The organism is Bradyrhizobium sp. HKCCYLS3070, from assembly GCF_051167575.1.
Lineage (GTDB): Bacteria > Pseudomonadota > Alphaproteobacteria > Rhizobiales > Xanthobacteraceae > Bradyrhizobium.
Window position 1 is genome coordinate 402,698 of the sequence record NZ_JBNPTI010000003.1, and the last position, 18,348, is coordinate 421,045.

Sequence of the window (18,348 nt, forward strand, 5' to 3'; positions counted from 1 at the left end):
ATCGCCCCGGATTACGGGTGTCATCTTATGTCCAATGCGGGCGGCGATGTGGCCCGGCCATGGTGAGACGGCGTCGCGCCGTGACACAATAGTGACTGTCAAACGCGTTCTCAGGCGAAACCGTTCGTCACACACAACGTATCAGGCGGTCTTCTCCGGCCAGCGGCAGAGGTCCTTGATCAGGCACAGCTCGCAGCGCGGCTTGCGCGCCAGGCACGTGTAGCGGCCGTGCAGGATCAGCCAGTGATGGGCATGCAGCATGAACTCGGCCGGGATCGCCTTCTCCAGCCCGAGCTCGACCTCCAGCGGCGTCTTGCCGGGTGCTAAGCCGGTGCGGTTGCCGACGCGGAACACATGGGTGTCGACCGCCATCGTGTGCTCGCCGAACGCCATGTTGAGCACGACGTTCGCGGTCTTGCGGCCGGCACCGGGCAGCGACTCGAGCTCGGCGCGCGTACGCGGCACCTCGCCGCCGAACTCGCTGATCAGCTTTTGCGACAGCGCGATCACGTTCCTGGCCTTGGTGCGGTAGAGGCCGACGGTCTTGATGTAGTCGCGGAGTTTGTCCTCGCCGAGCGCGATCATCTTCTGCGGCGTGTCGGCGACGGCGAACAGCGGCCGCGTCGCCTTGTTGACGCCGGCGTCGGTCGCCTGCGCCGACAGCACCACGGCGACCAGCAGGGTGTAGGGGTTGAGGTGCTCGAGCTCGCCCTTCGGCTCCGGATTGGCCTGTGCGAAGCGGCTGAAGGCCTCGCGGATCTCGGCCGGGGTCCAGGGCCTGGCCGCCTTCGACGCTGTCTTGACCGGCCGGGCAGGGCTCTTCGGCTTGGCCGTCGGAGCCTTCTTGGCGGCCCGTTTCGAGGCGGCCTTGGGGGCTGACTTGGGCCCGGCCTTGGGAGCGGCCTTCTTCAAGGGGCTGCGAACCGGCGCCGGTTTGGCGCGTTGGGGGCGGGTGATTTTGGCCATGATCCGGGTATACTGAGGCCCCATGACGCCAGGCAATGCTTTTGCGTATCAGGAGACCGGCACCGACGCCGCTGATCCCGAGCTGTTCGCGGCCCGGCTGACGCCGCATCGCTCGCTCAACCGCACCGGCTTTCTGGTGCTGATGGTCGTGGTCTGCGCCATCAGCTTCATCGGCGGCATCGCCTCGCTCTTGATGGGCGCCTGGCCGGTGCTCGGCTTCTTCGGCCTGGATGCGCTCGCGATCTACTGGGCCTTCAAGGTCAACTTCCGCCGCGCCAACGCCTATGAGGACATCTCGATCACCCTGACCGAGCTGCGCCTGCGCCGCGTCAGCCACAAGGGCCACGTCATGGAATGGCGCTTCAACCCGCTCTGGGTGCGGCTCGACCAGGAGACCCACGAGGAGTTCGGTATCGAGCGCCTCTACCTGGTGGCGCGCGGCCAGCGCGTCGCCATCGCGAGCTTTTTGGGCCCGGAGGAGAAAGCCAGTTTTGCGAAGGCCCTCACGGCCGGGCTGCAGGCCGCGAAGCGCGGGCCGGTGTACAACCCGCTGTAGCGCCTCCAAGGGCACTGACTGCGGGCAGCTCTACCCAGGCGAAAGCGCCGCTAACACCCTCCGGCGTCGTTCCGGGGCGCGCGCAGCGCGAGCCCGGAACCCATACCCACAGGACCTTGTGTGGGGCACGCGGGTAGTGGGCATCTCGCCTCACACGTCTTCTCGTGGTTATGGATTCCGGGCTCATCGCTGCGCGATGCCCCGGAATGACGGAGCAAGCCGGGAAACTCCTGTTTCAAGCCGAAGCCGATCGCAACGCCCCTAGCCTCCCGATCGGAAATCGGGTGGAGTCCGCGCCCCGGCCGCCCTACATCCGGATCATGATGACCCTCGCCATTCACGATTCCGCCCTGGCCAAGCCGGGCCCGCAACAATCGGCCGCGCTGCGCGACTACGATGCGGTGCGCCGCGCGATCGCTTTCATCTCGGAACACTGGCGGCGGCAGCCGACCATCGAGGACATGGCCGACGCCGCCAGCCTGACGCCGGACGAGCTGCACCATCTGTTCCGGCGCTGGGCCGGGCTGACGCCGAAGGCGTTCATGCAGGCGCTGACGCTCGACCACGCCAAGGGTCTACTGAAGAGCTCGGCCAGCGTGCTCGACGCAGCGCTCGACTCGGGGCTGTCAGGCCCCGGCCGGCTACACGACCTGTTCGTCACCCATGAAGCGATGTCGCCCGGCGAATGGAAGACCGGCGGCGCCGGCACCACCTTGCGCTACGGCTTCCACCCCTGCCCGTTCGGCATCGCGCTGGTGATGGCCACCCCGCGTGGCCTCGCTGGCCTCGCCTTCGCCGACCCCGGCGAGGAGGCTGGCGCGCTCGCCGACATGAAGAGCCGCTGGCCCCGCGCCACCTATATCGAAGACGTCCCCGGCACCGCCGGCCTCGCCCAGCGCATCTTCGACAAGACCCTGTGGCGGCCCGACCAGCCCTTGCGCGTCGTCCTGATCGGCACCGACTTCGAGGTCCGCGTCTGGGAGACCCTGCTCAAGATCCCCATGGGCCGCGCCGTCTGCTACTCGGACATCGCGACCCGGCTGGAGTCGCCGAAAGCCTCGCGCGCGGTGGGCGCGGCGGTCGGCAAGAACCCGATCTCGTTCGTGGTGCCGTGTCATCGCGCGCTCGGCAAGACCGGCGCGCTGACGGGCTATCATTGGGGGCTGACCCGGAAGCAGGCGATGATCGGGTGGGAGGCCGGGCAGGTGGGGATGGGGTAGAGCGGCGAGGCCGCTGCTACTCTCGCTGTCACCGTCCGCGAACGCTGACGATCCAGTAAACACCGACGTCTCGAGTCTCGCGACCGTCACGGCGTACTGGATGCCCCGCCTTCGCGGGGCATGACGACTGAGAAACTACGCAGCTTTTCGTACGACACGAATTCCAGTCAGGCGCCACTCTCTCCGCTGTCATTCCGGGGCGTGCGCAACACGAGCCCGGAATCCATCGCATGGCAGATCGTGGCGGTTGCGCTGCGCGAACGTCGCCAACTTTCGATGATGCCGACGGCAGGCGCCGCGATCTCAGTCTCACCCTCCCCTGGAGGGGGAGGGTCGATCGCGCGCGAAGCGGGCGAGCGGGGTGGGGTGAGCCGCGGAAACCGGTGCGAGTGGAGAGATCACCCCACCCCGGCTCACATGCGCTCCGCGCATCTGAGCCGACCCTCCCCCTCCAGGGGAGGGTGACAGCGGGGCTCACCTCGGCTGCTCTCAATTCTCTGCCCTTGAGAACGGGCAGAGGGAGCGCAGCGTCGATACGGCGGGGGCTGGGCTTCGACTCATGGGGATGCGATCACCCATGAGCAGTGGAATCTTGCGACGGTCCTAGCCCGCCAGGTCCAGCTTCGACTCCACCGTCGAGTCGGCGTTCAGGCGATAGATGATCGGCACGCCAGTCGCCAGCTCGCGCTTCAGGATGCCTTCCGGCGTCAGCTTCTCCAGCACCATGATCAGGGCGCGGAGCGAGTTGCCGTGGGCGGCGACCAATGTGCGCTGGCCGCGGAGGACGCCGGGGAGGATCTCCTGGACGTAGTAGGGCAGCGCGCGGGCGAGCGTGTCCTTGAGGCTCTCGCCGCCGGGCGGCGGGACGTCGTAGGAGCGGCGCCAGATGTGGACCTGCTCCTCGCCCCATCTGGCGCGGGCGTCGTCCTTGTTGAGGCCGGAGAGGTCGCCATAGTCGCGCTCGTTGAGCGCGAGGTTCTTGGCTGTCGGCAGGCCGGTCTGGCCGAGCTCGGTCAGGATCAGGTCGAGCGTGTGCTGGGCGCGCGTCAGCACCGAGGTGAAGGCGACGTCGAAGACCAGTCCCTGCGCCTTCAGCTTGCGCCCGGCCTCCTTGGCCTCGGCCACGCCCTGCTCGGTCAGGTCCGGATCCTTCCAGCCGGTGAACAGGTTCTTCAGATTCCACTCGCTCTGGCCGTGGCGCACCAGCACCAGGAGACGTTCGCTCATCAGTTCGCTTCCATCGACGTTGAACTAGAACAGGTCCTTGAGGCCGAGCACGTCGTCCATCGTGTAGTAGCCCGGCGGCTTGCCATGGGCCCACAGCGCCGCCTTCAGCGCGCCATGGGCGAAGATCATGCGGTCCTCGGCCTGGTGGGACAGCACCAGCCGCTCCGAGGGACCGGCGAAGATGACGCTGTGATCGCCCGCCGCCGTGCCGCCGCGCAGCGAGGCGAAGCCGATGTCGCCGCTGCGGCGCTCGCCGGTGATGCCGTCGCGGCCGCGCGCGGAATGCTCGTCGAGCGCGATGCCGCGGCCTTCCGCGGCCGCGCGGCCGAGCATCAGCGCCGTGCCCGAGGGCGCGTCGACCTTGTGCTTGTGGTGCATCTCGAGGATCTCGATGTCGAAGCCGGCATCGAGCGACTTCGCCACCTGCTTGACCAGCGCCGCCAGCAGGTTGACGCCGAGGCTCATGTTGCCGGACTGCACGACGATGGCGCGCTTGGTGACGCTCCTGATGACGGCGTCGTCCGACGCGGACAGGCCGGTGGTGCCGACGACGTGGACGATGCCGCGCTGGGCGGCGATGGCGACATTGGCGATGGTCGCGGCCGGGACGGTGAAATCGAGGATGCCGTCGGCCTCGGCCGACATGCTCCAGAGGTCGCCCGACAGCTTGATGCCGTTGGCGGGCAGGCCGGCGAGGGCGCCGGAGTCCTTGCCGATCAGCTCCGAGCCGGGGGCTTCGAGCGCGCCCGCCAGCACGGCGCCGTCGGTCTCGGCGATCGCGCGCACCAGGGCGCGGCCCATGCGGCCGCCGGCTCCGGCAACGATCAAGCGCATCTTGGACATGTCAACTCCTCTGCCCCTTCAAGGGCTATAGCCGGGGCTGATAGCGGCGGCAACCGAGCGAGGCCACGTCGACGGTGGCCGGGGCGGGCGGCGATCAGGGCTGCGGGCCGTCATAGCCCTCGATGATCACCAGATCGCCTTGCGAATGCGGCGCGCGCATCGCCACCAGCCGCTGGTATTCAGGGGAATTGTAGCACGCCAGCGCGGTCGCGTAGTCCTTGAACTCGATCACGACGTTGCGCGAGCGCGAGGTGCCTTCCTTGGTCTCGTACTGGCCGCCGCGGACCAGGAATTTGGCGCCGTACTGGTGGAACACGGCGCCGTTCTGCGCGACGTAGTCCTTGTAGCCGTCCATGTTGTGCACGTCGATCCGCGCGATCCAATAGGCCTTGGGCATCCCTGTCGTCTCCTTGCTCTCTGGCGCGCTTGCTCAAGCTCGGTTGGTCTTGCCGACCAGCGCGACGGCGCTGGCGATGTCGGCGACGATGCTCTCGGCGGCCGCCGCCGGATCGGCGGCGCCGGTGACGGGACGGCCGACGACGAGGCGGTCGGCGCCGCCGGCGATCGCCAGCGCCGGGGTCATGATGCGCTTCTGGTCGCCAACGTCCGATCCCGCCGGGCGGATCCCGGGGGTCACGAGCTGCATATCAGGGCCGACCAGCGGGCGGATGAGCTGGGTCTCCTCCGGCGACAGGATCAGGCCGTGGATGCCGATCTCCTTGGCCTGCCTGGCGCGGTGCGCCACGAGTTCCTTGACACCCATGGCGTAGCCGGCGGCGGAGAGGTCAGCATCGTCGTAGGAGGTCATGACGGTGACGGCGAGCAGCTCGAGGCTGGAGCCGGCGGCGCCGGCGAGCGCCGCCTTCATGCTCTGGGAGAAGCCGTGCACGGTGAGGAAGCGCGCGCCGAGCCTGGCGATCTGCCGGGTGGCGCGCTCGACGGTGTTCGGGATGTCGTGCAGCTTGAGGTCCATGAACACGTGCTTGCCCTCGGCCGCGAGCCGTTCGGCGAGACCGAGGCCGCCGGCATAGGTCAGCTCCATGCCGATCTTGTAGAACGTCACGGCGTCGCCGAGCCGTGCGATCATGGCTTCGGCCTCCGCCACGCTCGGCAGATCGAGCGCCACGATCAGGCGGTCGCGGGGAGCAATCTCGGTCGGCATGTCACCTCACATCGTATGTTGCGCTGTTGCGATCAGCTCCCGCACCAGCGCGTCGAGCGCCGTGATGTCGGCGGGCAGTTTGAGCCGGTCCATGTCGTTGTAGGCCTTGTCTGCGAAGGCCAACGCAAGCTGGCTCGGGATCACCGTCGCGTTGCAGGCCGTCAGCATCAGCCGCAAGGCCGAGAGCGCACGCACGCCGCCAAAGCGGTTCTCGGAGGCGGCGGCGATCGCAAACGGCCTGCTGCGGAACACCGCGCCGCGGCTGCCCGGCGGCTCGTCGACGCGCGAGATCCAGGTGATGGCGTTGGTCAGCAGCGGCGGCACCGAGGCGTTGTATTCCGGCGTCACCAGCAGCACGGCATGATGGACGCCGATCATGCGCGTCAGATTCACGGCGTGAAGTGGAATGCCCGATTGCGCCTCTAGGTCGGCGTCGTAGATCGGCAGCGGAAAGTCGGCGAGCGAGATGCGGGTGATGTCGGCGCCGGCCTGCACGAACTGATAGGCGGCGGCCGCGGCGAGCTTCGCGTTGTGCGAGCCGGCCCGCGTCGAACCGGGGATGATGAGCATCTTCAGCGCGGACATCGTGAGGTCGGTCAACGACCCGCCACGAAGGATCGCGGCCGCCGGTCAGGGCTTGCGATACACCCAGACGCGCGCCGGCGGAAGATTCATCCAGATGCGCTCGGAGGCCTGCGTGGTGACGCCGGGCAGCGACTTCGGAATCGGCGGCACGACGGAATAGGTGAACTGCACGAACGGCGCATTCGGCGACATCGCCGCGAAGGCATCGCGGATCAGCTTCATGCGGGTCAGCATCGGCTTGGTCACGAGCGGCAGGCCGGAGACGACGGCCGAGGCCGGGGCGCCCAGCACGTTCCAGAGCGTGTCGCGAAGGCGATAGGCGTCGCCCTGGACCACCTTGGCCTGCGGGTAGCGGTCGCGCAGCAGGGCGCAGAAACCCGGATTGTACTCGACCAGCACCAGCCGCTTCTGATCGACGCCATGTTCGACCAGCGCATTGGTGATCGCGCCGGTGCCCGGTCCGAGCTCGATGACGGGGCCTGTCCCATGCGGATCGACGTACTGCGCCATGGTGCGGGCCAGCAGTCGGCCCGACGGCATGACGGCGCCCATATGCAGCGGCTTTTCGATCCATGAGCGGAGGAAGCGCACTTCGTCGTCCAGACGGAGAGGCTTTTTCGACGCACGCACGGACGTTTGCAGGGGCATCTCAGTACCAGACGGGACCGTCTTCACGGCGATGTCAGAAAAGAGTCACAAAGACGTATAGGGCGCGGGCGGGGCGGTCAAGCCGAACCGTAACGTACGATTAAGGCTGGCGGGTCCGCGCTCTTACAGTTGCATTCGATAATTTTTTGCATGTGCGGAGCAGCAAATTCGCTCGACATCGACATTCCGATGGCATGCAGCGAAAGCATCCGGCCCCGCGGTTCTGCACTCACGGCTCAGCTCGCCGCCTTGCCGAAGAAGTCCTTGACCTTGGTGAAGAAGCCGGCGGCCTCGGGCTGGGTTGCTCCCGAGGACAGCTTCTCGAACTCGGCCAGCAATTCCTGCTGCTTCTTGGTCAGGTTCTGCGGCGTCTCGACAACGATCTGGACATACATGTCGCCGGTCTGGCGCGAGCGCAGCACCGGCATGCCCTTGGCCGCGATCCGGAACCGGCGCCCGGACTGCGCACCGGCGGGAATCTTCACCTTGGTCTTGCCCTTGTCGATCGTGGGCACCTCGAACTCGCCGCCGAGCGCCGCGGTCACCATCGAGATCGGCACCCGGCAGTGCAGGTCGGCGCCGTCGCGCTGGAAGAACTCGTGAGCCGTCAACGACAGGAAGATGTAGAGATCGCCCGGCGGCCCGCCGCGCAGGCCCGCCTCACCCTCGCCGGCGAGACGGATGCGGGTGCCGTCCTCGACGCCCTGGGGAATGTTGACGGACAGCGTGCGGTCACGGGTGACGCGGCCGGAGCCGGAGCATGACGGACAGGGGTCCTCGATCATCTGGCCGCGGCCGTGACAGCCGGGGCAGGTCCGCTCCAGGGTGAAGAAGCCCTGCGCCTGCCGCACGCGGCCGGCGCCGCCGCACATCGCGCATGTCTTCGGCTTGGTGCCGGCCTTGGCGCCGGTGCCGGAGCAGGATTCGCAGGTCACCGAGACCGGAATTTCGATTTGTGCGGTCTTGCCCTGGAACGCCTCTTCCAAGGTGATTTCCATGTTGTAGCGCAGATCGGCGCCGCGCTCGCGTCCGGTGCCGCCACGGCGCTGCCCGGCCATGCCGAACAGGTCTTCGAAGATGTCGGAGAACGAGGAGGCGAAGCCGGCGCCGAAGCCGTGCGCCCCGCCCATGCCGCCCTGCTCGAAGGCGGCGTGGCCATAGCGGTCGTAGGCGGCGCGCTTGTCGGCGTCGCGCAGCACCTCATAGGCCTCGTTGATTTCCTTGAATTTCACTTCGCTGGAGGCATCGCCCGGATTCTTGTCCGGATGCCACTTCATGGCCAGCTTGCGGAAGGCGGCCTTGAGCTTGCTCTCGTCGGCGTCGCGCTCGACTTCCAGGGTCTCGTAGTAGCAGCGCTTGGTGGACATCAATCAAACCCGCCCGAACTTCGCCCAACAGGAACGGCTGGCGCGATCGCCGCGCGCGTTCCGGGTCAATGAAAATGACCCCCATCCAACGAGCCGCTGAAAGCGCTCTTTGGCATGGGGGTCATGGTCACTACCTCTGCCTCAGTTAAGCAGATTTCTTCTTGTCGTCGTCGACCTCGGTGAACTCCGCGTCGACCACGTCATCCTTGGCGGCGTCGCGGGCCGCATCGCTCTCGGCCTGCTGCTTGTACATGGCCTCGCCGAGCTTCATCGACGCCTGGGCCAGCGTATTGGTCTTGGCCTTGATCGCCTCGGCATCGTCGCCCTTCAGCGCTTCCTTGAGATCGCTGACGGCATCCTCGATGGCGCGGCGCTCGGTGTCGGCGACCTTCGAGCCATGCTCGGCCAGAGCCTTCTCGGTCGAGTGCACCAGCGCGTCGGCATGGTTCTTGGCGTCGACCGCCTCGCGGCGCTTCTTGTCCGCCACGGCGTTGGCCTCGGCGTCCTTGACCATCTTGTCGATATCGGCCTCCGACAGACCACCCGAAGCCTGGATGCGGATCTGCTGCTCCTTGCCGGTGGCCTTGTCCTTGGCCGACACGTTGACGATGCCGTTGGCGTCGATGTCGAACGTCACCTCGATCTGCGGCATGCCGCGCGGGGACGGCGGAATGCCCATCAGGTCGAACTGGCCGAGCATCTTGTTGTCGGCCGCCATTTCGCGCTCACCCTGGAAGACCCGGATGGTGACCGCGTTCTGATTGTCCTCGGCGGTCGAGAACACCTGGCTCTTCTTGGTGGGGATCGTGGTGTTGCGGTCGATGATGCGGGTGAACACGCCGCCCAAGGTCTCGATGCCCAGGGACAGCGGGGTCACGTCGAGCAGCAGCACGTCCTTGACGTCGCCCTGCAGCACGCCGGCCTGAATGGCCGCGCCGATCGCCACCACCTCGTCGGGGTTGACGCCCTTGTGCGGCTCCTTGCCGAAGAACTGCTTCACCATCTCCTGGATCTTCGGCATGCGGGTCATGCCGCCGACCAGCACCACTTCGCCGATCTCGCCGGCGGTCAGGCCGGCATCCTTCAGCGCCTTGCGGCACGGCTCGATGGTCTTCTCGACGAGGTCGGCCACCAGCGCCTCGAACTTGGCGCGGGTCAGCTTCATCGTCAGATGCTTCGGACCGGACTGGTCCGCGGTGATGAAGGGCAGGTTGATCTCGGTCTGGGTGGTCGACGACAGCTCGATCTTGGCCTTCTCGGCAGCTTCCTTGAGGCGCTGCAAAGCGAGCTTGTCGTTGCGCAGGTTGATGCCCTGCTCCTTCTGGAATTCGTCGGCGAGGTAGCTGACCAAACGCATGTCGAAGTCTTCACCGCCGAGGAAGGTGTCGCCGTTGGTCGACTTCACCTCGAACACGCCGTCGCCGATCTCCAGGATCGAGACGTCGAAGGTGCCGCCGCCGAGGTCGTACACGGCGATGGTGCCGGCCTTGGTCTTGTCGAGGCCGTAGGCGAGCGCGGCCGCGGTCGGCTCGTTGATGATGCGCAGAACCTCGAGGCCCGCGATCTTGCCGGCGTCCTTGGTGGCCTGACGCTGGGCGTCGTTGAAATAGGCGGGGACGGTGATGACGGCCTGGTCGACCTTCTGGCCGAGATGGGCTTCCGCGGTCTCCTTCATCTTCTGCAGGATGAAGGCGGAGACCTGCGAGGGCGAATAGGTCTTGCCGTCGGCCTCGACCCAGGCGTCGCCGTTGCCGGCCTTGACGATCTTGTAGGGGACGAGCTTCTTGTCCTTCTCGACCATCGGGTCGTCGTAGCGCCGGCCGATGAGGCGCTTGACCGCAAAGAAGGTGCGCTCGGGGTTGGTCACGGCCTGGCGCTTGGCCGGCTGACCGACCAGACGTTCGCCATCGTCACTGAAGGCGACGATCGACGGCGTGGTGCGCATGCCCTCGGCGTTCTCGATGACTTTCGACGATTTGCCGTCCATGACGGCCACGCACGAATTCGTGGTGCCGAGATCGATCCCGATGACCTTTCCCATGGTCTCATATCCTTCTTTTTGCGGCAGGTTGGGTGGGGCCCTGACGGCGCCCCCATCCAAAACCCCCTCAGATCAAATGCTCGCGATATTGCGACGATGAGCGTCATATAGGAGGGGGGGAGTGGCCCGCAAGGACCGGACCAGGGGTTCGACCCCACGAAAATCACGGCCGCCGCCGAAGGTCATCATGGAGACATCAGAGCGGCCCATCGGGCCCGGCGGCGACGCGGAACGGCGGCTCGGACCGGAGGCGACTGTGCGGGTCCAGCTCTCGGCACATCGAACGGCTGGTGCGAAACGCAGGGTGCGATCGCCGGCAAGTGCGACAGACCCGGTACCGCTGATCTGCCCCAATGACCGAAATGCGTTGTTAACCCACGGGCCCTAGCCTGCCGCACTCCTGGGACGGGAATGAGGCATGGTCATCGACACCGATTGGGGCTTTCCGCAACGCGCGCGCGAAGCCGGCCAGGCCACGTTCCCGAGACTGCTGATCTGCGCCATCGTGGTTGCAGCGGCGTGGCTGCGGTACATCCTTCCCCTCAATGTCGACGTCAGCTGGTGGCTCCTCGTCAGCGAGCGCATGCTCGATGGCCAGCGACTCTACGTCGACATCCTCGAGACGAATCCGCCGATGGCGGGATCGGTCTATCTTCTGGCGGTCGCACTGGCGCGTGCGATCCATCTCAGGCCCGAGCTGGCGACGAATATCCTGATCTTCGGGCTGACCGCGGCATCCCTGACGCTGGTGTGGCTGGTGCTACGGACATCGGCCCTGCGCCATCGGCTCGCGGACGGCCGGCTGGCGGCGTGGACGACCGCCCTGCTCCTGATCGCGCCGATGTATGATTTCGGCCAGCGGGAACATCTGGCCCTGATCACGATATTGCCGGCGATCGCGGTGTATATCCTGCGCGCCGAGGGCGAGCGGGTAGCCCCGACGGCCATCCTCATCGCCGGGCTCAGCGCCGGCCTCACGATGAGCTTCAAGCCCTATTTCGCCTTCAGCGTCGGCTTCTGCATTCTCGCCGCCGCCGCGCAGGCGCGCGACTGGCGCGTGCTGTTCGCGCTGGAGAACTGGATCGCCGCGGCCCTGGTGCTGCTCAACGCGGCGTGCATCTACCTGTTCTTTCCCGAATATTTCACGGTCATCTATCCGCTGGTCCGCGACGTCTATCTGCTTCTGAAGGCGCCCGTACCGACCATCCTCGTCACTCTGCCGATGGGCCTGTGGCTCGCCGCGGCAATCGTCGTCCTCCTCCTGCAGCGCCGGCAATACGAGCGCGACGCGGCGTCCTTCACCACGCTGGCCGGATCGCTCGGCTTCCTGGTGTCGTTCGTCGCGCAGCAGAAAGGCTGGGGCTATCACGCCTACCCCATGGTCGCGCTGGCGCTGCTTGCCGCCGGCCTTGCGGTGTCGGCGATCGACGGCAGCCGCGACGCGCGACGCTGGCCGCGTGCCGCCACCGCTCTCGCCGGCGCCGTGCTGTTCGTGCCGACCTGCTTCTGGTTCAATGGCAGCGTCGACGTCCGGCAGATCGAAGCCCAGGTGGCGCGGCTCGGTCCGCACCCGAGCATGCTGGTGCTCAGCGCGGCCGCGGTCATCGGCCACCCCATGGTGCGGACCCTTGATGGCACCTGGATCTCGCGCCAGGAGGCGTTCTGGGTTCGGGAAATCGTTCGCCGCTCGCAACAGGACGGAACCATCGATTCACAGACGGCGCAGAGGCTCGCGCCCTACGTGGAACGCGAACGCGCCGGGATCGTCGCCGACTTCCGGAAACAGCCGCCCGACGTCGTCCTGATCGACAATCAGAACAGCGACTGGGGCGATTGGGCGCGTTCCGACCCCGAACTCAGGGCTCTGCTCGAGCCCTATGTGCTGGTACAGACCGTCGACGGCGTCGAAATCCTGAAACGCAGCTAGCGCTGGACCATCCTGAATCCGGCTTTCGAGGCGAATTATCCGCGAAATGCGCCCCTGCGGGGTCCCGCCAATCGCCGCAGGCGATCAAAACCGCGCGCCCGGCCTGTTGCGGGGGGCGCAAAGCCGCTAAAAGCGTGCCCGCCGAAGACCACGCTGGCGAGGATCCCGACCGCCTCGGCACGAGGCCTCGGTCAACGAGGCAATGTTGATGATGATCGTTCGATTTTTCGCCACGGCCACCCTGCTGATGTCGCTGCTGCACCCCGCATTGGCCGCCGAAGCCATATTTCCGCCCGGCGTCCGCATCGGGCTCGTGCCCCTGGTGGGACTCGCCAAGGCCAAGACGTTCTCCGGCTTCGAAACCGAGGACCAGAGCGTCAAGGTGCTGCTGACCGAACTGCCGGCGGCCGCCTATGGCGAGGTGAAGAATGCGTTTACCGCCAATCCCGCCGGGACCGGCAGCGTCAAGCCGGAGAGCATCGAGACCGCCGCCGGCACCGCCTACTACACGGTGGAGAACGGCCGGGATGGCGCCACGCCGGTGCGGCGCTACTCGATGATCCTGCCCGGCAACGGCTTCTCCGGCTACGTGGCCGTGCAGATCCCGGAGACCGCGAGCCGGATCTATACCGACGATGCCGTGCGCCAGATGTTCGCCTCCGCCGTCGTCCGCAAGGACGTTCCGGTCGACGAGCAGCTCGCGATGATGCCGTTCAAGGTCACCGACCTCTCCGGGTTCAAGACCATCCGCACGCTCGGGCCGGGCGCCCTGATCCTGGCCGATGGCGAAGAGGACAAGGGCTTCGAGGCCGCGCCCTTCGTGGTGATCGGGCTGGTGGCCGGCGTCGCCCCGGAGGCAGGCGACCGCGCGCGCGTCGCGCAGCAGGCGGCCACCACCATTCCGGGCGTCCGCGAAGCGCGCATCACGATGTCCGAGCCGATCCGCATCGACGGCCAGCCGGCCTATGAGACCCGGATCGACGCCACCAGCGGCAAGGACAATACGCCGGTGACGGTGGTGCAGTGGCTGCGCTTCGGCGGGCCGAACACGTTGCGGATCATCGGCAGCGCGCCGCGCGACCAGTGGTCGGCGGCCTTCCCGCGCTTCCGCGCCGTCCGCGACGGCATCCAGCCGAGAGGCTGAGACCAGTCCGGCATCGGACGTCGTGATCACGTCGGCCGCTCGCCGTGAGACGAACTACAAAGTCGCGCCGACAAACAAGAAGCCACGGGCATCGTTGCCCGTGGCTTGTTCGTTCGATCGACAGGACGGCAGCAGGACGCCTGCCTAGGCTCGCCGTCAGGCGGCGCTGTTCGACTGATCGTTGCTCGCCGCCGGCGCCGCCTTCGCGCCACCCTTGGACACGCCGACCAGCGCGGGACGCAGCACGCGCTCGCCGATCATGAAGCCGGCCTGCACGACCTGCACCACGGTACCGGACGGCACCGACGGATCCGGGACCTCGTACATCGCCTGCTGGAAGTTGGGGTCGAACTTCTGTCCCGTCGGATCGAACTTCTTGACGCCGTTCTTCTCCAGCGTGTTGAGCAGCGAGCGCTCGGTGAGCTCCACGCCCTCGATCAGCGACTTCAGGCCCGCATCGGCATTGGCGCGCGTCTCGGCCGGCACGGCATCGAGCGCGCGCTGCAGATTGTCGGCGATATCGAGCACGTCACGGGCGAAGCCGGTGATGCCGTACATGCGCGCATCGGCGACTTCACGGGCCGTCCGCTTGCGCAGGTTCTCCATCTCCGCGAGCGTGCGCAGCATCTTGTCGCGCGCGTCGGCCGCCTCCTTGGCAAGCGCCTCGGCCGAGCCGGCCTCAGGATCATCGGGCATGATGTAGGGCTTGGAGACGACGGGTTCGCTGGCCTGCGCCGGGTTTTCCGGATCATTCTTATGCAGGTCGGGATCGGTCATGGACAGACTCGCAAGTTCGGCTGACGGGTTTGGGGGATATGGGGCGGGATATCGTGCTTTGAGCGTCGAAAATCAAGCGCAGCCTGACCATCGCGCCCGGAGGCGCTGTCCGCGGGTGAACCAAGTCACGCGTCAGCCGCCCAGCAGCCGGCTGACCAGACGCGCGGCATAATCGACCGTCGGAATCACCCGGGCATAGTTGAGCCGGGTCGGACCGATGACGCCGAGCACGCCGACGATGCGCCCCGTGGCGTCGGAATAGGGCGACACGATCGTCGACGAGCCCGACAGCGAGAACAGCTTGTTCTCCGAGCCGATGAAGATGCGGACACCTTCCGCGCTCTCCGCCCGTCCGAGCAGATCGACGACGCCGCGCTTGGTCTCGAGATCGTCGAACAGCCGCCGGACACGCTCGAGATCTTCGAGCGCATGCAGGTCCTCGAGCAGGTTGGCGTGGCCGCGCACGATGAGCTGCCGCTCGTCGCTGTCCCCTCCGGACCAGCTCGCGACTCCGGCGGCGATCACCTTCTGCGTCAACTGATCGAGCTCGGCACGGTCATGCGCCAGCGCGGTCTCGAGCTCGAGCCGCGCTTCCGCCAGCGTCCGTCCTCTGATGCGGGCATTGAGGAAATTGGACGCCTCGGTCAGCGCCGACGACGGCACGCCCGGCGGCAGGGTCAGGACCCGGTTCTCGACCTGTCCGTCCTCACCGACCAGAACGACGAGCGCGCGCTCGGGCTCGAGCCTGACGAACTCGATGTGCTTCAGCCGGGTGTTGGATTTCGCGGTGAGAACCACGGCAGCGGCACGGGTCAGACCCGACAGCCGGGTCAGCGCTTCATCCAGCGCCGCTTCGACCGACTGCGCCCGGCCGACGGCCGCGAGCTGGCTCTGGATCGACTGCCGCTCGGCCTCCGTCATGTCGCCGACCTGCATCAGGGCGTCGACGAAGAAGCGCAGGCCAGCCTCGGTCGGCAGCCGGCCGGCCGAGGTGTGCGGCGCGTAGATCAGACCGAGCTGCTCGAGATCGGCCATGACGTTGCGCACCGAGGCCGGCGACAGCGGAACCGCGATCAGCCGCGAAATGTTGCGCGAGCCGACCGGTTCGCCGGTCGCCAGATAGCTTTCGACGATCTGCCGGAAGATCTCGCGCGAGCGCTCGTTCAGGTGCGCCAGACCGGCCGGCGGTGTCATCAGGTTGATCGGATCGTGGTGGGCCACCAGATGCACTCCTCCCAGCTGCCTATAATGTGTCCATGCGGCGGCTCGGTGGCAAGCCGGTCGGCGCTCGCGGGCGAAGCCATGATAAACCCTTGCCGCTGCCGGTCCCGGCTCCTACAAGGCCGGTCAAAGTCGGTCTTTCGCGCGCTTTCACGGAGAGAATCATGCGGCCGAGCCGCCGTGCACCGGATGAACTGCGGGCCGTGAGCCTGGAACGCGGCGTCGTCAAATACGCCGAGGGCTCCTGCCTGGTGAAGTTCGGCGACACCCATGTCCTGGTCACCGCCACGCTGGAGGACCGGCTGCCGCCCTGGCTCAAGGGCCAGGGTCGCGGCTGGATCACCGCCGAATACGGCATGCTGCCGCGCGCCACGCTGGAACGGACCCGGCGCGAGGCCTCCGCCGGCAAGCAGACCGGCCGCACCGTCGAGATCCAGCGTCTGATCGGCCGTTCGCTGCGCACCGCGATCGACCTGGAAGCGCTCGGCGAGCGCCAGATCACGGTCGATTGCGACGTGCTGCAGGCCGATGGCGGCACGCGCACGGCGTCGATCACCGGCGCCTGGGTGGCGCTGGCCGACTGCATCAAGTGGATGAAATCGCGCAACATGATCAAGACCGAGGTGCTGCGCGCCAACGTCGCCGCAATCTCCTGCGGCATCTACAACGGCACGCCAGTGCTGGATCTCGACTACGCCGAGGACTCCGAGGCCGAGACCGACGCCAATTTCGTCATGACCGGCGACGGCCGCATCATCGAGGTGCAGGGCACGGCGGAGAAGACGCCGTTCACCGAGACCGAATTCCTGGCGCTGATGGCGCTCGCCCGCAAGGGCGTCGCGCGGCTGGTCGACCTGCAGAAGATGGCGGTCGCGTGAGCAGCCCGCACCGCAAGCTCACCGGTCGCATCATCATTGCGACCCACAATCCCGGCAAGCTTGCCGAGATGCGCGAGCTGCTCGCCCCCCATGGCGTCGAGGCGGTATCGGCCGGCGATCTCGGCCTGGGCGAGCCGGACGAGACCGGCGAGACCTTCCAGGCCAACGCCCGCATCAAGGCGGTCGCCGCGGCCAGAGCCGCGCAGCTTCCTGCCTTTGCCGACGATTCCGGCATCGTGGTTCATGCGCTCGATGGGGCGCCGGGGATCTATTCGGCGCGCTGGGCCGGACCGGACAAGGATTTCGCCGGCGCGATGACGCGCATCGAGCGCCTGCTGCAGGAGCGGGGCGCGACTGGTGCCGACAAGCGCAGCGCCCATTTCGTCTCGGCGCTGTGCGTGGCATGGCCGGACGGTCACGTCGAGGAGGTGGAGGCGCGGGTCGACGGCACCCTGGTCTGGCCGCCGCGTGGCACGGCGGGCTTCGGCTACGACCCGATGTTCCTGCCAGAGGGCCACGACCGGACCTTCGGCGAGATGACCAGCATCGAGAAACATGGTCTGCCGCCGCTCGGGCTCGGCCTGTCGCACCGGGCGCGCGCCTTCGTGAAACTCGCGGAGATCTGTCTTGAGCAGCGCTGACAGCGAAGCGTTCGGCGTCTATGTGCACTGGCCGTTCTGCCTGTCGAAATGTCCGTATTGCGACTTCAACAGCCACGTCCGGCATGCCGCCATCGATCAGGACCGCTTCGCCCGCGCCTTTGCGCAGGAGATCGCGACCACGGCCGCCCGCATTGGGCCGCGCACCGTCACGTCGATCTTTCTCGGCGGCGGCACCCCGTCACTGATGCAGCCGCAGACGGTCGGCGCCATTCTCGACGCGATCGGCCGGCACTGGCACGTCGCTGGCGATGTCGAGGTGTCGCTCGAAGCGAACCCGACCAGCGTCGAGGCGACCCGCTTTGCCGGCTATCGCGCCGCCGGCGTCAACCGGGTCTCGCTCGGCGTCCAGGCGATGGACGATGCGTCGCTCAAGATGCTCGGCCGCCTGCACACCGCTGAAGAGGCGATGAAGGCGGTGGCGATCGCGCGCCATGCATTCGAGCGCTATTCGTTCGATCTGATCTACGCGCGGCCCGACCAGACGCCGCAGATGTGGACCGAAGAGCTGACGCGGGCGATCGGCGAGGCGGCTGAGCATTTGTCGCTGTATCAACTGACCATCGAGGAAGGCACGCCGTTCTTCGGCCTGCACGCCGCAGGCAAGCTGAAGACGCCGGACGAAGGCCTGGCGCGCACCTTGTACGACGTCACGCAGGAGATCTGTGTCCGTCACGGACTGCCGGCCTATGAGATTTCCAATCACGCCCGGCCCGGCGCGGAGTGCCGGCACAACCTCGTCTACTGGCGCGGCCAGGAATATGCCGGCATCGGCCCCGGCGCCCATGGCCGCCTCGACATCGGCGGCATCAGGCACGCGACCGCGACCGACAAGCGGCCGGAAGCCTGGCTGATGCGGGTCGAATCCAACGGTCATGGTGTCATGACCGACGACGAGCTCAACCGCGAGGAGCGCGCCGACGAATTCCTGCTGATGGGGCTGCGACTGGCCGAGGGCATCGACCCGCAGCGCTACGCAAGGATCTCCGGCCGCACGCTCGATCCGCGCCGCATCGCGCTGCTGCGCGAGGAGGGCGCGATCGCGGTCGATCCGGACGGACGGCTGCGGGTGACCCAGGACGGCTTTCCGGTGCTCGACGCGGTCGTCGCCGACCTCGCCGCCTGAG

18 protein-coding genes are annotated in these 18,348 nt (G+C 67.3%); 7 read left to right on the forward strand and 11 right to left on the reverse strand.

Annotation, left to right across the window (positions count from 1 at the left end):
* Positions 1 to 141 precede the first annotated feature (141 nt).
* Positions 142 to 966, reverse strand: a complete 825-nt coding sequence (gene nth, locus ACQR03_RS14355) for an endonuclease III (RefSeq protein ID WP_315825679.1) — start codon at positions 964 to 966, stop codon at positions 142 to 144.
* A gap of 22 nt (positions 967 to 988) precedes the next feature.
* Between nth and ACQR03_RS14360 the strand changes: the two genes are divergently transcribed.
* Entirely contained in the window at positions 989 to 1,522 is a 534-nt protein-coding gene (locus tag ACQR03_RS14360; RefSeq protein WP_315825680.1) for a DUF2244 domain-containing protein, read from the forward strand.
* 320 nt (positions 1,523 to 1,842) lie between these two features.
* Positions 1,843 to 2,742 carry a bifunctional helix-turn-helix domain-containing protein/methylated-DNA--[protein]-cysteine S-methyltransferase gene (locus ACQR03_RS14365; RefSeq protein WP_315750496.1) on the forward strand — a complete coding sequence of 300 codons (900 nt, stop codon included), beginning with the start codon at positions 1,843 to 1,845 and terminating at the stop codon, positions 2,740 to 2,742.
* A 603-nt stretch (positions 2,743 to 3,345) separates the two neighbouring features.
* Here ACQR03_RS14365 and ACQR03_RS14370 read toward each other — a convergent pair.
* The 8 genes from ACQR03_RS14370 to dnaK all read right to left on the reverse strand — a co-directional run bounded on the left by ACQR03_RS14370 (position 3,346) and on the right by dnaK (position 10,615).
* Positions 3,346 to 3,969, reverse strand: a complete 624-nt coding sequence (locus ACQR03_RS14370; RefSeq protein ID WP_315716834.1) for a 2,3-bisphosphoglycerate-dependent phosphoglycerate mutase — start codon at positions 3,967 to 3,969, stop codon at positions 3,346 to 3,348.
* A 24-nt stretch (positions 3,970 to 3,993) separates the two neighbouring features.
* Positions 3,994 to 4,812: a 4-hydroxy-tetrahydrodipicolinate reductase gene (dapB, locus tag ACQR03_RS14375; protein WP_315716833.1), complete on the reverse strand. Its 819-nt coding sequence runs from the start codon at positions 4,810 to 4,812 to the stop codon at positions 3,994 to 3,996.
* Positions 4,813 to 4,906: 94 nt separating this feature from the next.
* Positions 4,907 to 5,209, reverse strand: coding sequence for a DUF1330 domain-containing protein (locus tag ACQR03_RS14380; protein ID WP_315716832.1), 303 nt, complete (start codon positions 5,207 to 5,209; stop codon positions 4,907 to 4,909).
* A 33-nt stretch (positions 5,210 to 5,242) separates the two neighbouring features.
* Positions 5,243 to 5,974 (reverse strand): orotidine-5'-phosphate decarboxylase, encoded by a 732-nt coding sequence (gene pyrF / locus ACQR03_RS14385; protein WP_315716831.1) that lies wholly within the window; start codon positions 5,972 to 5,974, stop codon positions 5,243 to 5,245.
* A gap of 6 nt (positions 5,975 to 5,980) precedes the next feature.
* Complete coding sequence (locus ACQR03_RS14390; protein ID WP_315716830.1) at positions 5,981 to 6,559, reverse strand: NADPH-dependent FMN reductase; 579 nt, start codon at positions 6,557 to 6,559, stop codon at positions 5,981 to 5,983.
* 45 nt (positions 6,560 to 6,604) lie between these two features.
* Positions 6,605 to 7,207 (reverse strand): class I SAM-dependent methyltransferase, encoded by a 603-nt coding sequence (locus tag ACQR03_RS14395; protein WP_315716829.1) that lies wholly within the window; start codon positions 7,205 to 7,207, stop codon positions 6,605 to 6,607.
* A gap of 236 nt (positions 7,208 to 7,443) precedes the next feature.
* The gene (gene dnaJ / locus ACQR03_RS14400; protein ID WP_315716828.1) at positions 7,444 to 8,574 is read right to left on the reverse strand and encodes a molecular chaperone DnaJ; all 1,131 of its coding nucleotides are present in this window, start codon (positions 8,572 to 8,574) and stop codon (positions 7,444 to 7,446) included.
* 145 nt (positions 8,575 to 8,719) lie between these two features.
* Complete coding sequence (dnaK, locus tag ACQR03_RS14405; RefSeq protein WP_315716827.1) at positions 8,720 to 10,615, reverse strand: molecular chaperone DnaK; 1,896 nt, start codon at positions 10,613 to 10,615, stop codon at positions 8,720 to 8,722.
* Positions 10,616 to 11,033: 418 nt separating this feature from the next.
* On the opposite strand from dnaK, the gene ACQR03_RS14410 reads away from it, so the two are divergent.
* Both ACQR03_RS14410 and ACQR03_RS14415 read left to right on the forward strand, forming a co-directional pair.
* On the forward strand, positions 11,034 to 12,542 hold the full coding sequence (locus tag ACQR03_RS14410) for a hypothetical protein (RefSeq protein ID WP_434841487.1): 1,509 nt from the start codon (positions 11,034 to 11,036) through the stop codon (positions 12,540 to 12,542).
* A gap of 208 nt (positions 12,543 to 12,750) precedes the next feature.
* Complete coding sequence (locus ACQR03_RS14415) at positions 12,751 to 13,686, forward strand: hypothetical protein (protein ID WP_434841488.1); 936 nt, start codon at positions 12,751 to 12,753, stop codon at positions 13,684 to 13,686.
* 156 nt (positions 13,687 to 13,842) lie between these two features.
* Here the strand turns inward: ACQR03_RS14415 and grpE are convergent, their stop codons facing one another.
* Positions 13,843 to 14,463, reverse strand: a complete 621-nt coding sequence (gene grpE, locus ACQR03_RS14420) for a nucleotide exchange factor GrpE (protein ID WP_315716824.1) — start codon at positions 14,461 to 14,463, stop codon at positions 13,843 to 13,845.
* 132 nt (positions 14,464 to 14,595) lie between these two features.
* Positions 14,596 to 15,684: a heat-inducible transcriptional repressor HrcA gene (gene hrcA, locus ACQR03_RS14425; RefSeq protein ID WP_316173482.1), complete on the reverse strand. Its 1,089-nt coding sequence runs from the start codon at positions 15,682 to 15,684 to the stop codon at positions 14,596 to 14,598.
* A 164-nt stretch (positions 15,685 to 15,848) separates the two neighbouring features.
* Between hrcA and rph the strand changes: the two genes are divergently transcribed.
* The 3 genes from rph to hemW are packed head-to-tail and all read left to right on the forward strand — an operon-like array spanning position 15,849 to position 18,347.
* Positions 15,849 to 16,562: a ribonuclease PH gene (rph, locus tag ACQR03_RS14430; protein ID WP_315750500.1), complete on the forward strand. Its 714-nt coding sequence runs from the start codon at positions 15,849 to 15,851 to the stop codon at positions 16,560 to 16,562.
* On the forward strand, positions 16,559 to 17,203 hold the full coding sequence (gene rdgB / locus ACQR03_RS14435) for an RdgB/HAM1 family non-canonical purine NTP pyrophosphatase (RefSeq protein WP_434841489.1): 645 nt from the start codon (positions 16,559 to 16,561) through the stop codon (positions 17,201 to 17,203). The genes rph and rdgB overlap by 4 nt, the downstream gene beginning before the upstream one ends.
* Entirely contained in the window at positions 17,190 to 18,347 is a 1,158-nt protein-coding gene (gene hemW, locus ACQR03_RS14440) for a radical SAM family heme chaperone HemW (RefSeq protein ID WP_434841490.1), read from the forward strand. The genes rdgB and hemW overlap by 14 nt, the downstream gene beginning before the upstream one ends.
* Position 18,348: the final 1 nt, after the last annotated feature.

Coding starts and splice junctions, on each gene's coding strand:
- ACQR03_RS14415 (WP_434841488.1), top strand. CDS start 12,751: ATGATGATCGTTCGATTTTTCGCCACGGCCACCCTGCTGATGTCGCTG.
- rph (WP_315750500.1), top strand. CDS start 15,849: ATGCGGCCGAGCCGCCGTGCACCGGATGAACTGCGGGCCGTGAGCCTG.
- ACQR03_RS14410 (WP_434841487.1), top strand. CDS start 11,034: ATGGTCATCGACACCGATTGGGGCTTTCCGCAACGCGCGCGCGAAGCC.
- ACQR03_RS14395 (WP_315716829.1), bottom strand. CDS start 7,207: ATGCCCCTGCAAACGTCCGTGCGTGCGTCGAAAAAGCCTCTCCGTCTG.
- ACQR03_RS14390 (WP_315716830.1), bottom strand. CDS start 6,559: ATGTCCGCGCTGAAGATGCTCATCATCCCCGGTTCGACGCGGGCCGGC.
- ACQR03_RS14380 (WP_315716832.1), bottom strand. CDS start 5,209: ATGCCCAAGGCCTATTGGATCGCGCGGATCGACGTGCACAACATGGAC.
- nth (WP_315825679.1), bottom strand. CDS start 966: ATGGCCAAAATCACCCGCCCCCAACGCGCCAAACCGGCGCCGGTTCGC.
- pyrF (WP_315716831.1), bottom strand. CDS start 5,974: ATGCCGACCGAGATTGCTCCCCGCGACCGCCTGATCGTGGCGCTCGAT.
- ACQR03_RS14365 (WP_315750496.1), top strand. CDS start 1,843: ATGATGACCCTCGCCATTCACGATTCCGCCCTGGCCAAGCCGGGCCCG.
- grpE (WP_315716824.1), bottom strand. CDS start 14,463: ATGACCGATCCCGACCTGCATAAGAATGATCCGGAAAACCCGGCGCAG.
- dnaK (WP_315716827.1), bottom strand. CDS start 10,615: ATGGGAAAGGTCATCGGGATCGATCTCGGCACCACGAATTCGTGCGTG.
- dapB (WP_315716833.1), bottom strand. CDS start 4,812: ATGTCCAAGATGCGCTTGATCGTTGCCGGAGCCGGCGGCCGCATGGGC.
- dnaJ (WP_315716828.1), bottom strand. CDS start 8,574: ATGTCCACCAAGCGCTGCTACTACGAGACCCTGGAAGTCGAGCGCGAC.
- ACQR03_RS14370 (WP_315716834.1), bottom strand. CDS start 3,969: ATGAGCGAACGTCTCCTGGTGCTGGTGCGCCACGGCCAGAGCGAGTGG.
- ACQR03_RS14360 (WP_315825680.1), top strand. CDS start 989: ATGACGCCAGGCAATGCTTTTGCGTATCAGGAGACCGGCACCGACGCC.